Annotated in this window: 12 protein-coding genes and 1 pseudogene; 1 reads left to right on the forward strand and 12 read right to left on the reverse strand. The window is 54.2% G+C overall.

Annotated features, from left to right (window positions below):
- The 11 genes from RB298_RS00540 to RB298_RS00590 all read right to left on the reverse strand — a co-directional run.
- Nucleotides 1-1,121, reverse strand: a 1,121-nt coding sequence (locus RB298_RS00540) for an extracellular solute-binding protein (RefSeq protein ID WP_486045234.1), incomplete at its 3' end; no start/stop codon positions are given.
- A 95-nt stretch (nt 1,122-1,216) separates the two neighbouring features.
- Entirely contained in the window at nt 1,217-2,245 is a 1,029-nt protein-coding gene (locus tag RB298_RS00545; RefSeq protein ID WP_486045236.1) for an alpha/beta hydrolase family protein, read from the reverse strand.
- Complete coding sequence (locus tag RB298_RS00550; RefSeq protein WP_486045238.1) at nt 2,232-4,139, reverse strand: NHL repeat-containing protein; 1,908 nt, start codon at nt 4,137-4,139, stop codon at nt 2,232-2,234. Before RB298_RS00550 ends, RB298_RS00545 begins: the two co-directional genes overlap by 14 nt.
- Nucleotides 4,120-5,358, reverse strand: coding sequence for a DegT/DnrJ/EryC1/StrS family aminotransferase (locus tag RB298_RS00555; protein ID WP_486045240.1), 1,239 nt, complete (start codon nt 5,356-5,358; stop codon nt 4,120-4,122). The genes RB298_RS00550 and RB298_RS00555 overlap by 20 nt, the downstream gene beginning before the upstream one ends.
- A gap of 23 nt (nt 5,359-5,381) precedes the next feature.
- Complete coding sequence (locus tag RB298_RS00560) at nt 5,382-7,085, reverse strand: polysaccharide deacetylase family protein (RefSeq protein ID WP_096773962.1); 1,704 nt, start codon at nt 7,083-7,085, stop codon at nt 5,382-5,384.
- Nucleotides 7,086-7,208: 123 nt separating this feature from the next.
- Entirely contained in the window at nt 7,209-8,804 is a 1,596-nt protein-coding gene (locus tag RB298_RS00565; RefSeq protein WP_213578817.1) for an extracellular solute-binding protein, read from the reverse strand.
- An 88-nt stretch (nt 8,805-8,892) separates the two neighbouring features.
- A complete protein-coding gene (locus tag RB298_RS00570; RefSeq protein ID WP_486045243.1) occupies nt 8,893-9,768 on the reverse strand; it encodes a carbohydrate ABC transporter permease in 876 nt (291 codons plus the stop codon).
- 32 nt (nt 9,769-9,800) lie between these two features.
- Entirely contained in the window at nt 9,801-10,763 is a 963-nt protein-coding gene (locus RB298_RS00575) for an ABC transporter permease (RefSeq protein ID WP_277746036.1), read from the reverse strand.
- Nucleotides 10,751-13,258, reverse strand: coding sequence for a heparinase II/III domain-containing protein (locus RB298_RS00580; RefSeq protein ID WP_486045245.1), 2,508 nt, complete (start codon nt 13,256-13,258; stop codon nt 10,751-10,753). Before RB298_RS00580 ends, RB298_RS00575 begins: the two co-directional genes overlap by 13 nt.
- Before the next feature lie 524 nt (nt 13,259-13,782).
- Nucleotides 13,783-14,679 (reverse strand): RCC1 domain-containing protein, encoded by an 897-nt coding sequence (locus RB298_RS00585; RefSeq protein WP_486045247.1) that lies wholly within the window; start codon nt 14,677-14,679, stop codon nt 13,783-13,785.
- A gap of 66 nt (nt 14,680-14,745) precedes the next feature.
- Nucleotides 14,746-15,432, reverse strand: a complete 687-nt coding sequence (locus RB298_RS00590; RefSeq protein ID WP_096773968.1) for a DUF6273 domain-containing protein — start codon at nt 15,430-15,432, stop codon at nt 14,746-14,748.
- A gap of 156 nt (nt 15,433-15,588) precedes the next feature.
- Between RB298_RS00590 and RB298_RS00595 the strand changes: the two genes are divergently transcribed.
- Nucleotides 15,589-16,290 (forward strand): MerR family DNA-binding transcriptional regulator, encoded by a 702-nt coding sequence (locus tag RB298_RS00595; RefSeq protein ID WP_486045249.1) that lies wholly within the window; start codon nt 15,589-15,591, stop codon nt 16,288-16,290.
- Nucleotides 16,291-16,408: 118 nt separating this feature from the next.
- On the opposite strand, the pseudogene RB298_RS00600 reads toward RB298_RS00595, so the two are convergent.
- Nucleotides 16,409-16,521 (reverse strand): annotated as a pseudogene (locus RB298_RS00600) (ABC transporter permease); the annotation flags it as partial.

The raw sequence follows: 16,521 nt of genomic DNA on the forward strand, positions 1-16,521 counted from the left end.
CAGCACAACCAACACAACCTTCGCCCTTTCGGTGGCAGCTGCAGATGGGTATAAGAGCCAGGGATAGTTGCGGTTTGGGTCCCTTTCGGCAAGGTCAACACGTCCCAGTCGATGGAATGGTCGCGGAATTCATTCATGAAATAATAAGTGGACATGATCATCGCAACCCGTTCCTTCATAAACAGGCTTTCGGCTAAATGGCTGCTGCCATGGGAAAAGATCGGCGACACATGCTCCTTGTACATCAGCGATACGCAAAACTCCAGCGCTTGGATGTTCCGTTCGTCCGCCATCGTGCTCCGGCTGCGGTCCGCAGCCATGATGCTGCCGTCATTTTGAAGCAGGAAGACCGGCCAGCGGTTGGGGGACGAAGAGAAGCAGAAGCCGTAATGATCCGTCATTCCGTCTTCGTTCGGGGCCGATGTGCTGGCTTTGGCCGCCTCCAGCAGCTCCTGCCAGTCGACAAGACTGACAGGGTGAGACAGGCCGTGCTGACGGAAGATCGAACGGTTATAACAGATGACTACCGGCGAGAACACAAACGGCGCCGCGAGCATGCCGCCTTCATGATTGAACAGCTCGAAGACCCGCGGATAGCTGACCCCTTCCTCCATCAGACGGGGAGGAACATACCCTGTCAGCAGATTCGTGCGCCCGCTTTCGGTCCATTCCCGGAAATGCTGATCCGACATTATAAACAGGTCAGGCCCTTGACCGTCCTCAATGGACCGGATGATGGTTTCGGTGTAGAAATCCTCGGAATACAGCACCATCTCCACCTGAACGAACGGATGCTTCCGCTCGAACGCCTCGATCATTTTTTCGATAATCGGAATCTCATAGGAGGAAGAGAACCAGGCGAGTCTCAGCACGACAGGCGTTCTGTCCTCATCCGGCACCTTCACCCGGTTGCCCTTGCCCGCGATTTTCTCGATCAATCCTTCGTTCACCAGCTCATCCAGCGCCTTCCGGATCGATACCCGGCTCATTTCATATTTCTGGCTAAGCGTGTTTTCCGGCAAAATAAATTCACCCGGCTGAAGAACACCGGCAACGATTTCATTCCTTAATTCCTGGACAAAGCGTTCATAACGCTCATGAAATTCATTTCTTCTACGCAACAATATATACCGCTCCTATACATGTCTATAAAAATCAGTATATCATGAGGGACATCAGGATTCCATGCACTCCGGATAAAGAACGCGTATATATTTTACTCCGCAAGCTGTTTTTCAAGAAAAGCATAGGCTCGCTGCCGGATATCCGGCGGAAAGTCGTGCCCTTCATGACCGATCCAGCACTCGAAAGCAGATGAAGCACCCAAAAAATCATACAAACCATCCAGCTCCCCCAGTCCCGCGACAATCTCTCTCCAGTTCGGAAAAATCGGGTCTCGCGTTCCGGACCACATCAACATCGGCACCGGAGCTGCAAGCGCCGCGATTTCATGCCACTCAAACGGGAGGGAGCCGTTGCTCAGGGTGTCCGTAATGGATGGGATATGGGAAAACCATTCCCTAAGGCCCCAGCGGTTCGGGTCCGGATCACCGCGGAACATCGTAAATCCGCAGCTCGAGACGACGGCATTGATGCGTTTATCCATTCCCGCCAGAAACCAGCCGTTATAGCCGCCAAGCGAGTGGCCGATGACGCCGATCCGGCGTGGATTTACCTGTGGCAGCGAGGACAGCACGTCGACCCCCGCCATGTGATCGGAGAGCATTTTACCGACTGAGGTCCATGCAGGGTGCCGTTGATAGAATGAAGCCGTTTGAAACGGCGCTTCCCCTTCATAGATTCGGTCACCGAACGTGATGGAGTCCGGAGCCAGCACGGCAAAGCCGCGCTGTACCAGCTCTAGACCATACTGCCGGTTCGCCCGTCCGGAAACTAGACATACATCGTCTTTTCCATTCTCGGTTGTCGGGTGAAGGGCAAGTACAGCGGGGAATCCTCCTACAGCAGGCGTTCCTGAAGGGAGCAACAGATAAGCCGGGATCGAATCCCCGTCCGGTGATTCGTACATGATCGCCTGTCTAGTATGATCTTCTTCCTCATGCACGGAAAGCACCCGAAAGCCCCCGCTGTCTGCGACGGCTCTCGGCTTATAATCAACCGGCTCCGGGGGCTCCCCCAGCAGCTGCAGCCAGCGTGCTTTCAGCCTGGACTCCTTCTCCATCCAGGCCTCAAGGGTATGGATTCCCTCTAACAGCGGCACAATTTCCCCATTAAAGCGAGTCATATGAGCAATCACCCTCCTCTTCTATCCGATACCGCCACAGCTCAGCACCGGAACCGAAATACACGTCTCCATTCAGGCAGGCGATTCCGCTGGTCGCTTCGACCGGAAGCACTTCCAGCAGCTCCGGCTGCATACTTACTGTATTTACGGTGAACAACGCCCCGCTCAGCAGACCCAGAAGGAATGGATGCCCCTTGCGCTCAATCATGAGCAGTCCCTGCCGGACAATACCGCCCCAGGACGAAAGATCGCGGCAATGAATGATCTTTTGCAGTCCTGCATCGTAAACGAAAAACACCGATTCCGAGGTCATGCCATAGAGAAGACCGTTTCCGCCAGAAATCAGCTGAGCGATTTCCCTGGCTCCCGGAACCGGCACCCAGCGCCGAATCACTTGTCGGGCAGGCCAATTCAACTCATACATCACCGCTTCCTCGGCCGTGCTGATCCCGCCGCCGGGCGTCTCGATGCTGGTGCCGCCGAATACCCTGCCATCCGGCAGCACGGCAAGCGAAATCGTACTCTGCCCGCTTACCATTTCCCGGTTCTCCAGCATCTCCACTTGCCCGGTCAGCACATCCACGATGCCGAGCCCGCCGCCGGCCGCACCATAACCGGGAAAGCCGCCGTACAACACATGGCGGCCGTCCGGATGCGCGGCTGCGCATCTCGGCCTGTGGACGGCGGCATTTTCATAGATCAGCCGGGGATTCCGGTGGGGTCCAGGTTCCGTGCACCATTCTTTCGCCGTATCCAGCAAATGGACCAGGCCGCCGGCATAAGCCGCACCCACGATGATGCTGCCTTGAGCCGCATAAGCGGCAATATTGCCGCCGCCTCCCCGCTCCACGATATCGCCGCCCCAATCGGTCAGACGCCCGGCTGCGGTATCGTACGTGAACAGATGAAGCGGGTGATTGGAAGTGCCGTATAGAATGCCGTCCGGACCTCCGAACAGCGGGGAGAGTGACGTTCCGCCTCCCTTGTAGGCAAGCGGAAGCCGGCTCAGGCTTCCGTCCGCTTCCGTGATTTCGATCTGCCTGTCGGACAGCTGCCATTTCAGCAGCACTCGACCGGTGTCAAGGTCCCGGTGCAGCTTGTTGTATCCTGCCCCCTTATACAGGGACGGGTTAACCTCCTCTGCCACCACCTGCTCTGCCCCCTGCTCGCCCAGCAGGTACCATATGCCGGCTCCGTTCTCCCCGGATGGCAGCCAGCCGTAAACGGCGCCGTCGCAACCTTGGTGAACGGCACCGCTGCCCGTCGTATCCGGCGGCCCCTCCAGTACGGTCTCCAACACTCCGGATTCCTTATGAAAGCAGGCGATGGCCGGCGACGTCGTGCCCAGTCCGGCATAGACTTTCCCCCCGCTTCCGCAGGCGAGCGTCATGGCATACTTCCTCTCGGCATCCAGCCTGCATAAGGTACGCGAGGAATTTGACGAAGCATCGAACTCAATCAGATAGCTTCCCGGATAAGTTGTTGCGTAGACCCGACCATCTCCATTCACGGCAAATGCAAAGCCGGCTCCCTCTTCCCCTTCAGGTACCCGGTGCTTCCTCACAAAAGCCGGGGTGAACGGATCGATAACGTAAAAATAGCGGCCTGCTCCCGTATAGAACCATCCTTGGGAATCACTGATCGACGCAAACGGGTACTGGCCCTCGCCCCCTGGAAAATAAAGCTGGGTGCTGTTTCCTGTTCCCGGATCCGCGATCAGCACATATCCCCGGGCTGCGATTACGATGCGCTCGGTCCCGTCGGCTCTCCGGCACACCGCCGCGGATCTGCTCTCGTCGACATCAACGGGTACGCCGATCCGCTCAAAAGCCCCCATCGTCCCCGTTGCCTTGCTGACGTTCACTTCTTCCGTATTATTCATGGCTTTTCGCATAATAGGCGCCCACCTTGGCAACCGCCTGAATGATATGCTCAATATCCTCGGGCGAGTAGAATTCGTTCATTGGAATCTGCACCGCCGTATCTAATATCGCCTCCGCGACAGGACAACGGCCTTGTTCATAAGAGACGCTGCTGCCGTCAAACGGAAAATGGCTCCCCGGATAAGCCTGCCGGTTCTGGAACAGCGGCTGTAAATAGCATACCTGCGGGATATAGCCGGCACGGTTGGGGATCCCCTCAGCCTCCAGCGCCCTGCAAAACTCTTCGCGGCTGCACGTCAGTTTGCCCAGATCAAGGCGCAGCATGTAGAACCAGTATGTACAGTCATGCTCCGGGTCGACCTTCGGCGGAATAACGCCCTGGATTCCCTGCAATCCTTCATTGAGCCGGTCGCCGTATAGCTGACGCCGCCCGCAAATCCAGGGCAGCTTCTTGAGCTGGGCGATACCGACGGCTCCCTGCAGCTCGGTCATCCGGTAATTCGGCGCAATATAGCTGGTTCCCCGGTCAACCGTGGTGCCGAGACGGCGGTAGTTTTTGTCCGCGAAGGCGTGAGCGGTTTCGTAATCCTCGCGCGCTCCCGAATTGATCAGCACCATGCCCCCGTCCCCGGTGGAGATATGCTTAAAATCGTTCGTGCTGAAACAGCCATAATCGCCAATGGTGCCGGCCAGCCTCCCCTTATACCGGGTCAGATAAGCCTGTGCGCAATCCTCAATGACCTTGATGCCATGCTTTTCCGCGATCTCCATGATCGGGTCCATATCGCACGGATATCCCGCCAGATGGACGACTAGGATCGCTTTTGTTCTTGGCGTAATGCAGGCTTCGATCGAGGCCGGATCCAGATTGTAAGTGTAAGGCTCCAAATCGGCAAACACGGGAATCGCATTCTGGTACAGAATGCCGATCAGCGTTCCCTGGTCCGTAATCGGGCTTGTAATGACCTCGTCCCCTACGGAGACCCCAGCCGCACCCAGCGCCACATGAATCGCCGCGGTGCCGGAGGATGTCGCTACACTGTATTCCCGGCCGTACATCGCATTGAAATCGGTCAAAAACTGTTTAACCTTGGTGCCGAAATGATAAAACAACGTGTTCTGCTCCAGCGCTTCGAGCAAATGCGCGGCCTCCTCTTCCCCGAATCTTTTGCCTGTGCCAAAAGGACCTGTCTTGACCGGCGCTCCCCCATGAATCGCTAACGCTTCCACTGTCTGATTCCTCCTCATTGCCGTTATTCGGCTGCTGCTTTCATCATGCTCGCAACTTCAGCACACGGCCGCCCAAAGCGAATGTCCGTCTGCGAAGCTGACGGGTCCGCCTCCGCAGCCAACGGCTGGCGCAAGACCGCTCCCTGCGGAAGATTCTCGGTGATGAGGGTGCCGTCTGCGCCTACCCGGAGCACCGCAGCTCGTCTGGCCTGCTCCCAGCGGGTGATCTCCTCGCTCGTCCAGAACGCATAACCGAGCCGCTTCGCGGTTTCGACCGCTAGCGAAAACGCATGCCGAACGTTCCCTAGATGATGGATGTGCTGCTGGTGAAACAGAAAATGGGCGACGCCGCGGACTTCCGCCACCTTTTCGAGAAACGGGGCAATCACCGACGCATCCGAAAGCGTGGGATGCTCCAGGTCCTGGGTCAGAAAGCCGATCTGCAGCACCCGGTATAGCCGGTTGCGGTCATCCGAACGAGCGATCGGGTAATACGGATGGCTGGTACCGAACGGAAAGCCGACATTTCCTTTTTTGCTCGGCCCTCTAGTTTGATCCGCTTCGATGCCGTTCTGCTCGCACCATTCATAGAGCTCTCCCCAGCCCTCAAAGCGGGTATAGTGGTTCTTGTTCGAAATGATCGGCGCGCCGCTGGTGCTCCGGATTACGTTCAGTTGACGGGCAAATTCCTCGGCGCTCCATATCCCCTTCTCCTGCTCCAAAGCATTGTAGTGAAATGCCAGCTCATGCCCGGCAGCCTGAATTTCTTTGTAGAGCGACGGGGAATAACCCGGTTCGATCATGCACCAGGTCGAGCGGACGCCGTTATCCTGAAGCACGCTCAGGGTCGTTTGGGCCGCCTCCTCTATGTTGAAGTCGCTGTCGTGCGAGATCATGGCCACCTGATTGACGCCTTCCGGCCAATAGTCCAGAAACGGAAGCGTCATTCCCAGCGCATCTGCTTCCTCCATCAGCTGACGGACAATCACCTCGCGCCACCAGTCTGCATGCGGCGTATCAAAGTATGGCATCCCGGTCTCCGTCACCGAGCGGTCCTCATCCCAGTCCATCTCACACCGGTCATCGGCCTTCAAAATGCCTTCGTCCACCCCTCCCGTACCGTCCGGTGCGGGGATGCCGTCCTGGACGACAGGCCCGCCGCCCTGCTGAAGCATAACGATATTCGCGGGGATGTCCACGTTCCAGCGGATCAGCCGGCCTGCACCTAGCGGAAACTCCAGAACGGCTGCGGCTGCCTCGGCACCAGCTTTACGGAGCCGGCGCAGAACGCCATCCGCTTGAACCGGGATGTCGGATTTCTCTGACACCATCCACGGATCGCTGCTTACCGCCCTTAAAACCGGTATGCCTTGCGCATAGCTTAGCCCTGACAGGTCCCCATACACCGCATCCCGGATGGCAAACCGGGTACAGCCCAGCCGGCCGGCCATGCGGTTCAATCCGCCGTAACTGATGAGCGTCGCTCCTCGGCGGGCCCACTGCTCCAGACAATTCAGGTCCTCTTCCTTCTCTCCCGGATGCAGTACGACGATGATATCGGGTTCATATGACTCAAGGGTTTCGGCGTCATCAAACCTTGCATAAGGAATGCCAGCATGACCAAGCACCTCCTCCACATATAGCTGAAACAGGTCCTGGCCGTGCCCCCAGAAGTATTCCGCCGACTGCCTGTTAAACCACAGACCGATTTTTGCTGTCTTTTTCATGATACAGGTCTCCCTCCTCCACAGCTCGCATTCCCATAGGCCTAGTTACTCCAAAGCAGAACAGGGGCAAAAGATTTGCCCCGCTGTCCTACGGATCATGTTTAAAGCGTTATTTCCAACGTCTCACTTAAACAGTGCCTTCGGATCCTTCTCTTTGATATTCGCGTTGTATTCCTGGATGATCTGGGCACCGCCTTTGTCCAGATACTCCTGTACCAGTTTATCCCAATCCGAAACCGGACGGGTGCCCGCAATCATTTTTACCTGCTCATCCATGACATACTTTCTCAGCTCGGCGCCCTTTGAGTTGTCGGTCGGCGACTCCAGTCCATTGATCGGGTTTGCATAAAGCTTGATTTCCTTATACATGGATTCGATCTCCTCAACCAGATCGGCCAGCTGCTTGGTCTGATACGTAATGGAGTAATCATTATCGAAATCCTGCGGCGCCCACGAAGTGTTATCAACAAAATAAGTGGAAGGCGCAAGTCCGTCGGATGCGAAATTCTCCTTGTTGACCTGCACGCCGTCCTGCATGTCATAACCCACACCGACTTTGCCCGACCACCAATCAAAATCGGCGTTTGTATCATTCCGCTGATCCTGAGGATAGAACTGGCGGCCGAAATCAATCATTTCGAAAATCTTCTTCAGCTTTTCCGGCTCATCGGCAAGTTTGGCGCTCAGCACGGTAATTCCGTTGTAGCCCGCCCCGGACGTAAGCCCTTTGTTGCCGTAATTGTCCTCGAAAGGACCAAGACTGATAAACTGGGCATCCGGATGTATACTGAGCAGGCCGTTCATGTAATCCTGCGACATGCCGCGCGGCGTTCCAATAAAGATGCCTGCTTTGCCGGAATAGAACTCCTTGTTGGTGTCTCCCCAGTTCAGGATGGCGTAGTCCTTCGTCATCGCTCCCTGCTTGTAGAGCTCAGACAGCATCGTAATGAACTCCCGGCGGCCTTCACCGATAATGCCCGGGATGTAGTTGCCCTGAGCATCTTGGTGGTACCAGGCATCCGGGTCCCAATACGGTCCCTGGTTGAAGTTCGGGTTAATGTCCTGACCAATGGCGATTCCGTAGGTGTCCTTCTTGCTGTTGCCGTCCGGATCTCCGTTCGTGAATGCCAGCGCTACCTCTTTCAGCTCCTCGTAATTTGTCGGCGGTTTCAGGCCAAGCTTATCGAGCCAGTCCTTGCGGAGCACCGTGACGACCTGATATTTCGGAGAATACTGCGGGATGGCATAAATCTTGCCGTTCACCCGCATGGCATCCCAGATAAAATCAGGCACCACTTTAAGCGACGGATACTCCTGGATATAAGGCTCGATGTCCAGGAAAGCCCCTTGCTTCGCAAATTTATTGTAACGGTTCTTGATGTCAGCCGACATAAGTCCGATCATATCGGGAATTTTACCTGAGGCGAACACGGCGTTGATCTTCTCATCAAAGGCGGTATTCGGCACAAAAACCGGCTTGTAGTCGACTTTAAATTTCTCGTTGATCATATCAAGTCCCGGACTTGAAGTCGGTGGCGGATCACCATAGCGAAAATCAATCGTAGAGATTTCATACGTCTGCTCTGTCTGTGCCGGTTTTTCCTCCCCCCGAGTGGTCGTTCCAGGTTTCTCCTCCGCCTTCGGCTGGCCGCCGCATGCTGCCACGCTGATGGAGAGCAAGGCCGCCATCACTGCGGTAAGTCTGCGTTTCTTTAACATGAGCTTTCCCCCATTCTTATCAATGTTGGAGTGTGACCTCCGTTTATGATTCATTCGAACAGCTCCGTTATTCGGCCGTTCGAAGTCATCAACCTTTGACGGCGCCCAGCATGACGCCTTTCGCGAAGTGCTTTTGCAAGAACGGATACACGATCAGAATCGGCAGCGTCGCCATGAGAATCGCGGCCATCTGGATCGTTTCCGGGGGCGGCGGATTATCCATGAACATGTTATCTCCTCCGAGCGTGCCCGTCGTTTCCCCCACCACCACAATCTGTCTCAGCATGACCTGTATCGTCCATTTGGCCGGATCATTGATGTACAGAATCGGCGCAAAATAGTTGTTCCAGTGCGTGACCGCATAAAACAGGCTGAATGCCGCCAGCGCAGGCTTCGAGAGCGGCAGGATGATGCGCCCGAAAATCTGCAGGTCATTCGCGCCGTCCACGATGCCCGCCTCGATCATATCGCTTGGGATGTTCATGAAGAATTGGCGGATGACAATCAGGTTGAAAGGCGCGATGGCCACCGGCAAAATAAGCGACCAGATGGAATCAAGCAGCCCCGTTTCCTGGACGACCAGATAGGTCGGAATCATGCCGGCCGAGAACAATAGCGCAAATACGACCATAAACATGACGGTACGCTGGCCGACGATCGGTCTTGACAAGGCGTATGCCATCGTCGCCGTAAAAAACAGATTGACGATGGTACCGAGCACGGTAACCAGCGACGTGTTCAGCAGCGCCTGCCGGAACGTCCTGGAGGCCCAGATATATTCATAGGCGTCGGTCGTCCATTTGGACGGCCAGAGCAGCAGTTTGCTGCCCAGAAAATCCTCGAACGAGGAAAATGAAACCGAGAACAAATATAAAAACGGAAACAGCATGACTGCGGATATGACAAGCAGCAGACTGATATTCACGCCGCTGAACAAGCGTTCCGCGATGGATTTTTGCTTCATATGTCGTTCTCCTCCCAGAAAGAATCGAAGCCCTAATATACGCCCTGTTCGCCGAATCGCTTGGACAGCTTGTTGGCGGCCATAACCAGCACGAGACCTACCAGACCCTTGAATACGCCGACCGCGGTCGAGAAGCTGTAGTCCGACTGCTGGATCCCCTTGTAATACACGAAGGTATCGAGCGTATTGCCGATGTGCATGTTAAAGGCGTTCAGTTGAAGGAACACCTGCTCGAAGCCGACCTCCAGCACGTCGCCCAGACGTATGATCAGCATGATTATGATCGTGCTGCGGATAGCGGGCAGCGTAATATGCCAGATTTGACGGAAGCGCCCTGCGCCGTCCATGACGGCCGCCTCGTAAAGAGCCGGGTTGACACCTGCCAGCGCCGCCAGGAAAATAATCGTTCCCCAGCCGGCTTCCTTCCAGATGACCTCCAACACCAGAAAAGCTCGGAAATAATCGGGCTCGGTGAGAAAAGGGATCGTCTGCTGCAAGCCGAACCATTCGCGCAGCACGTCGTTGATCAAGCCCTCGTTGCGGAAAAAGATCGTCACGATGCCGACCACCACGACCCAAGACAGAAAATGCGGCATGTAAACGATGGACTGCAGCCCTCTTTTCAAGAGCGGATTTGCCACCTCGTTCAGCATGATGGCCAGAATGATCGGCGCCGGAAATGCGAACGCGATCTGCAGAAATGAAATGATAAGCGTATTCCAGATAACCTGGATAACCTCCGGGCTTTCGAAAATCCGGGCAAAGTTCGCAAAACCGACCCAAGGACTCTCCGCGAACCCCCGGAACGGGCTGTATTCTTTAAAAGCTAGGGATATGCCCAGCATGGGCAGATACCGGTACACGATAAAGTAAAGCAGGCCCGGCAGCAGCAGCAGGTATAGATAACGATCCCTCCACATTCGGGTCCGGATTCGCTTCCAAGCGCTCTTCTTGACGGGAGCGGATGGATTGACCTCCGAAATCACGGTTTCCACACAGCTTCTCTCCCTTCCGCCTGACCACCTCTGCCGGTATTCATAAGATTCCATTCATAATAGCCGGGTGGTGCGGTTTGTTTGACTTCCACGCCAGCAGTTATCTGCCTCAGCTTGAAGGAGACCTCCACAGGGTGGAGATTATGCACAATGCAGGTTAAGCGGCGGTCATCGCTGTATAAACTCAGAGGCAGCTCCGCCTCAAAAGCGATGTCTCCGCCGGACAACCGTTCAGCCTTCCACAAATTAAGCATGCCGTTACCCGATAAACGGGCGGCTTCTCCCAGGAAAGTTATGCCCCGGTAGCGGGCTTCCACAGCGTCAGCGCAAAACAGCCAGATATCCTCTGCCCCGCCGGGCCTTTCCACCGTTAAACCGGAAGTCAGGCTTCCGGTATCCTGCTCCTCCTGATGGATGGCCAATCTCTCGCCGTAATGGACCCGCGGATTGATCAGCGTGATGAACCGCCGTCTTTTGCCTTTCGTGCCACCGACAGCTACATAAGGACCGTAGGTTTCAGCCCCGGGGTACTCGCGGAGGGTGAGCACCTTCTCCTTGGGAAAAGGAAACATGAGCTGCAGTGCGGCGATTTCTCCCTGGAATACAACGGATTCCCCTCCCAGAATCTCGCCCGGAGCCTTGGGCTCTTCTCCATCCAGAACCGCCGAAGTCGTATGAAACAGCAGCTCGGCCTCATCCGATTCCTGATGAAGCTCCACGTCATCCACAATGAAGTAATATGCCGAATCGATATGTAGGACAGATCGCCGGTAGCGTTTCAGCAGCCCGCCATAGCTTTCGGCAGCGTCCCCGACAACCGCCTCAAATGCCGGGAGTAACAACTCCTCCCGGAGACCCCCGCCACCCAGGCGGATCTGCCCCTGACCATTGACGAGCAGCGAATTATGGCCCACCGTGCCGGTAGTGTAATCCGCCTTCGGACCGGGTACATAATCCTGGTAGCCGGGATTGGTCAACAGCCACTCTCCTGCGACATTGATCACCAAATTGTTCTGGTCCTTGTGATTATGGTCCTTCGCCGAGCTGCTTGAGGTGAAGCACAGCAGATGATCCTCATCGCCCCATCCCGACCGCAGGGCGGCCCAGCCTACGCTCCGGAATACTGCGGAAGCACGCTTCCCGTACAGCTCCGTTGGACTTGCAGGTGAGGTCTCTTTCCGTAAATAAAGAAGCGATGCGTGATGCGTTGCAGCATGCTTGTGCAGGTACCAAACCGCTGCCGGATGGTCGTAATGGGTAGCTGTCATGGCCATGAGGTAAGCGATATCGAGCTTGTAAAACGAATCCGACAGATTCGGAAACGAGCTTTCCTTTCCCGGTGCCAGGAGCCGAAAAAAACGTTCAGGAAGCTCTTTCCGCAAATACGGATGCTGAACCAGGCCGTCATCGCCGCTGATTCTCCGATAAAGATCCGCAGCCATCCAGGCATGGCGCGCAGCCACATTGTCGTACAGCAGCCCCTCTGTTTCTCCAGACACCCCTTTTCGGTCCAGATAGCTTTGAAGATAAGTAAGTCCGGCTTGCAAATATTTGGCGGCAAACGGGATCTCATCCATAATGGCCGACGCGCCGTACACCATCGCCACCTGCTTGGCTGCCACGATGTTGTGCATATCACGGCTTCCGATATCGATGGCCAGCGGATGCAGCCCTTTTTCCAGAATGGCTTGGCGAATGGATCGCCGCTCTTCTTCCGTCAGCAAGCTGTGAATGGCGTCATAGGCGCAGGAAGCGCCTAGCAGCAGATGGGCGTTGCTCAGATTTCCTTCCGCGCCCCGCTCGTCGAACTCATACCATTTGCCGAAGGCGGCCAGGGACAACAGATGCTGCTTCACTCGAACCGCATACTTTCTCTCTTCCGTCACCAGGAAGGCCGTGGACATGACGACCAGCCGATCCTCTATCGCTCTGGCGTACATCGTCCAGAACGGGAAGAAGGTATGGCCTTGCGGTTCTGGTACCCGCTTCGGCTCCGTTAGGGGCAGCGCAACCTTCCACTGATCCGATATGGACGGATACAGCACTTCGAAGCTATCTTCTTCCACATAGGCGTCCGCTTTCGCCAAGTATCCGGCCCATAGCACGGATGCATCGATTGCCCTCGCAGTACTGCCGTCATCCCGCTTAATCCGATCCCGAAAATCCGCGAGCTCATCGATCGAAAACAAAATCCTCGGGCGGTACTTCAGCTTCAATTTCGCGGGTTGACCAGCCGGCCTTACAAGAACCTTCCATTTAAACACTGAAAATCTATCGTCCAGAAAGTCTACGGCAATTTCGGTCTCGCCCGGCTTCAGCCCGGTGATCGCGCTGCCGTTCACCTCAACGATCTCCGGGTCGCTGCAAGTCATGCTGAAGGTCGTATCCGATTGCGGCTCCATTCTTCCGCAGGGGTGCACAAGCATGAAGTTAAGCCGATGTTCCTCCCCGGTCTCCAGGAGCGAGGGCTTCATAAATTCCATCCGCAGCAACAATCGCAAGTTCCTCCTTTTAATAAGTGAGTATCTTTCTTTTCAATCGATCAAGAAAACGCTGTCAAAAGTTTTTGCAACAAAGCACCGATTGAAGCCGTCCGCCGTTACGTAACTTCTGGTTGGCATGCTTCGATTGAATCCCCTTTTTAATATACATGTATATTACTTGTATGTTTTGTGATCTGTCAATTCAAATTTTTGTTGCATTCGTCCAACTGCAACATGATCAATCGGGAGGAAATCCCCCGTATACGGCCTGCTATAAGGAAACTTGCCGTTCCAAAGCGTTTGGCTGCAACCATATTTATTTCCGACTTTAAATCCTTGTTGTTAATCTCAATCCTTCACTTGCGGCGTCCGTTCAGGAGAAATCCAAATGTAAAGCGGCACCAAACATTCCATTTGGTGCCGCCTGTTTTTGCCTTGCTATTTAACCGTGACTACACATTCCGACTTCTTGCTGCATTGAATCTTTGCCAAAAGTCTATGATCCATTCCTAAAAGTTAAGCAATTAACATTAAAACTACCTGCCGGGAAGCTTGATGCCGCGCCATTCGCTTACATCGCATTGGCCATATTCATTATCGCCCACGGCTACGACCGTGCCGTCCGATTGAAGGCCGAGCGTATGAGCGCATCCCGCCGCTACCGCTACAATATCGCGCCAGCCGCTTACATTGCATTGGCCATGCTGATTCCAGCCCGCGGCAAAGACCGTACCGTCGGATTTAAGACCGATGGTATGATAACTCCCCGCCGCTACCGCCACTATGCCGCTCCAACCGATTACATCGCACTGGCCGTGCTTATTTAAACCCACGGCGGCCACCGTGCCGTCCGATTGAAGCCCGACGGTATGAAGGTAGCCCGCCGATGCTTCCACGATGTTGCGCCAGCTGCTTACATTGCATTGGCCGTACCGATTATTCCCCACGATCGTTACCGTCCCGTCCGCTTTTAGACCGACCGTATGCCAGTCACCTGCGGCGACCGCAACGATGTCGAGCCAGCCGCCTACACTGCATTGACCTTCATTATTTCGTCCCGCAGCCACCACTGCGCCGTCGGATTGAAGACCGACGGTGCGACGCCAGCCTGCCGCTACCGCAACCATATCGCGCCACCCGCTGACATCGCATTGATTATGCTTATTCCAACCCACGGCCGCCACCGTACCGTCCGATCTAAGACCGATGGTATGAGCATTCCCCGTATTCGTTGCCATATGGACATTCCCGGCCGCGACCGCTACGATATCGCGCCAGTCGCTGACATCGCATTGGCCATAATGATTATCTCCTGCGGCCGTGACCGTGCCGTCCGATGTAAGAGCCGCGGAATGACGTCGACCCGCCGCTATAGTATGTTTGGGCCACCGTTTTACTTTGAACGCCGCTTCTAGTTGGGAAGTGCAATCCATGTCTTACCTCCTCGAAAAGTGTGAGTTTCGATATTTCTTCCGGAAAGTTCTCCTATTCCATTTCGATTATGATAGATCCAAATTTAAAGCAGGGCGTACGCCATAACCCTCAATACTGTTATTTCCGTAGCTGCGAGCACTGCAGCCTGTCCCTACAAAATACGCACGCGAAGGCTTGTTTCCTTGCGTCCGCAGCCACCACCAGGAACAGCCGGCTTCTTTGCCGTCTATGATCATATAGTTGTCTTTGTTCGTTTTATCATATACGTATAAGCTGCATCCATCGGGCTTAATCGTTTTGGCATAATCGGTTCCGACAGCGCGTCTCCAATCCTTGCCGTGAGTCTCAGATACATCGTTTAGTTCGGCAACGCTGAGCAGAAAAACCTTATCCTCCGTATCCGGGCAGCCTTTTCCGTTGTCCGTGCAATGCGTCGTCTTGATGAGTTCTTTCTCCGAAGCATTGAATGCGACGTTATAGAATTCATGATTCAGCCACTCGCGCAAGTCGCAGTCATGCCAAGATATATCCATGCAATCACGCCACGTCAGATCCGCACGCTTGCCGTGATACCTTTTGCAGTCCAAAATATATTCGCACAATACCAACAGCTCGCTCCCTGAGTTTTGAAGAACACGCCAAGTAATCGCCCGTTTTTTGCCGTCCATAGACTGCGGATACGTGCCGAACGTAATGAATTCGCCGGCCTTTAGGTTGCGATATGACGCTAAAGCATAATTCCCTTTTTCCATGACCTTTACCTCCTCCATGTTGCGTTCCTGCTTCGATCATATAACATTCATGCAAGATTTCGCTTGATATACCGGGAATCCTTGTGGGGAGGGTCATTGTCTCTTATAATATTGTTGCCGTACTTTAGAGTTTGACTTTAAGGAAGGTGCACGCAAATGGACAGAACCTTTACACCGAAACAGATGGCCAAGAAACTTCAGGTCAGCACCACTACCTTGCGAAGATATGAAACTCTCGGCTTGGTGCCTGACGTACCTCGGACTTCAAGCAACAGAAGATATTACACGCCGCTCCATGATCAAGCTTTCCTTGCCTTACGATCCTTGGTCCAAGGATTCGATCTGCCTATCGTCTACGAGGTCATGAGTTTATTAAAGAAAGGTCATGTTGAACAAGCACTTTGGATGATCAATGTGCAACAGTACAACATCCAGGTAGAGAAGCAGCGAGTCGAGGAGGTTATGAGGCTCATCCATCAAACGGATTTCTCCAAGTATAGAAATATTCAGGTCACGGATGAAATGAAAATCGGGGAGGTCGCCGTGATCGCTGGCGTTAACCCCTCCGCTATTCGACATTGGGAAAAGGAGGGACTTATTCGCGCTAAGCGAAACGTGGAAAACGGATATCGAGTCTTTACGTCCCAGGAATTAAAAAAGATTATAGTGCTAAGCAGTTTAAGGAAAACCGTCTTTTTCATTGAAAGCATGAAACAGCTGCTTGAAGCTTTAGAGACACATGATCTAACTACGATTGAACGCTCCTTCAAAGTGGCTCTTCAGAAGCTGAATGAGCAACTGGAAAAGCAAATGAACGGCATATCCGAAATGATGAGATATATACAATTTTTCAAGTGAAGGCATTTACTTCAAACAAAAAAAGCCGCATTTCACGCGGCTTTTACAGTATCCATGGCCATTCTGTTCGATGAAAGATGTTACCTGTTCTCCGATCATCTGAGGAGGCTAGGTGTATTTAACCTAACTGGCGTTTAAAGGCTTTATTAGCGAAAAAGTAAGCGATGACCATGATGCCGACGCACCAGGCAAGCGCGATCCAGATATCGTTGCCGACAGATCCTTCATGCA

The organism is Priestia sp. BR_2 (assembly GCF_041954005.1).
GTDB lineage: Bacteria > Bacillota > Bacilli > Paenibacillales > Paenibacillaceae > Paenibacillus_AQ > Paenibacillus_AQ lautus_A.

What these genes read in the sequence shown, in the direction of transcription:
- RB298_RS00545 (WP_486045236.1), bottom strand. Translation starts at nt 2,245, where the DNA reads ATGACTCGCTTTAATGGGGAAATTGTGCCGCTGTTAGAGGGAATCCAT.
- RB298_RS00550 (WP_486045238.1), bottom strand. Translation starts at nt 4,139, where the DNA reads ATGCGAAAAGCCATGAATAATACGGAAGAAGTGAACGTCAGCAAGGCA.
- RB298_RS00560 (WP_096773962.1), bottom strand. Translation starts at nt 7,085, where the DNA reads ATGAAAAAGACAGCAAAAATCGGTCTGTGGTTTAACAGGCAGTCGGCG.
- RB298_RS00565 (WP_213578817.1), bottom strand. Translation starts at nt 8,804, where the DNA reads ATGTTAAAGAAACGCAGACTTACCGCAGTGATGGCGGCCTTGCTCTCC.
- RB298_RS00570 (WP_486045243.1), bottom strand. Translation starts at nt 9,768, where the DNA reads ATGAAGCAAAAATCCATCGCGGAACGCTTGTTCAGCGGCGTGAATATC.
- RB298_RS00585 (WP_486045247.1), bottom strand. Translation starts at nt 14,679, where the DNA reads ATGGATTGCACTTCCCAACTAGAAGCGGCGTTCAAAGTAAAACGGTGG.
- RB298_RS00590 (WP_096773968.1), bottom strand. Translation starts at nt 15,432, where the DNA reads ATGGAAAAAGGGAATTATGCTTTAGCGTCATATCGCAACCTAAAGGCC.
- RB298_RS00595 (WP_486045249.1), top strand. Translation starts at nt 15,589, where the DNA reads ATGGACAGAACCTTTACACCGAAACAGATGGCCAAGAAACTTCAGGTC.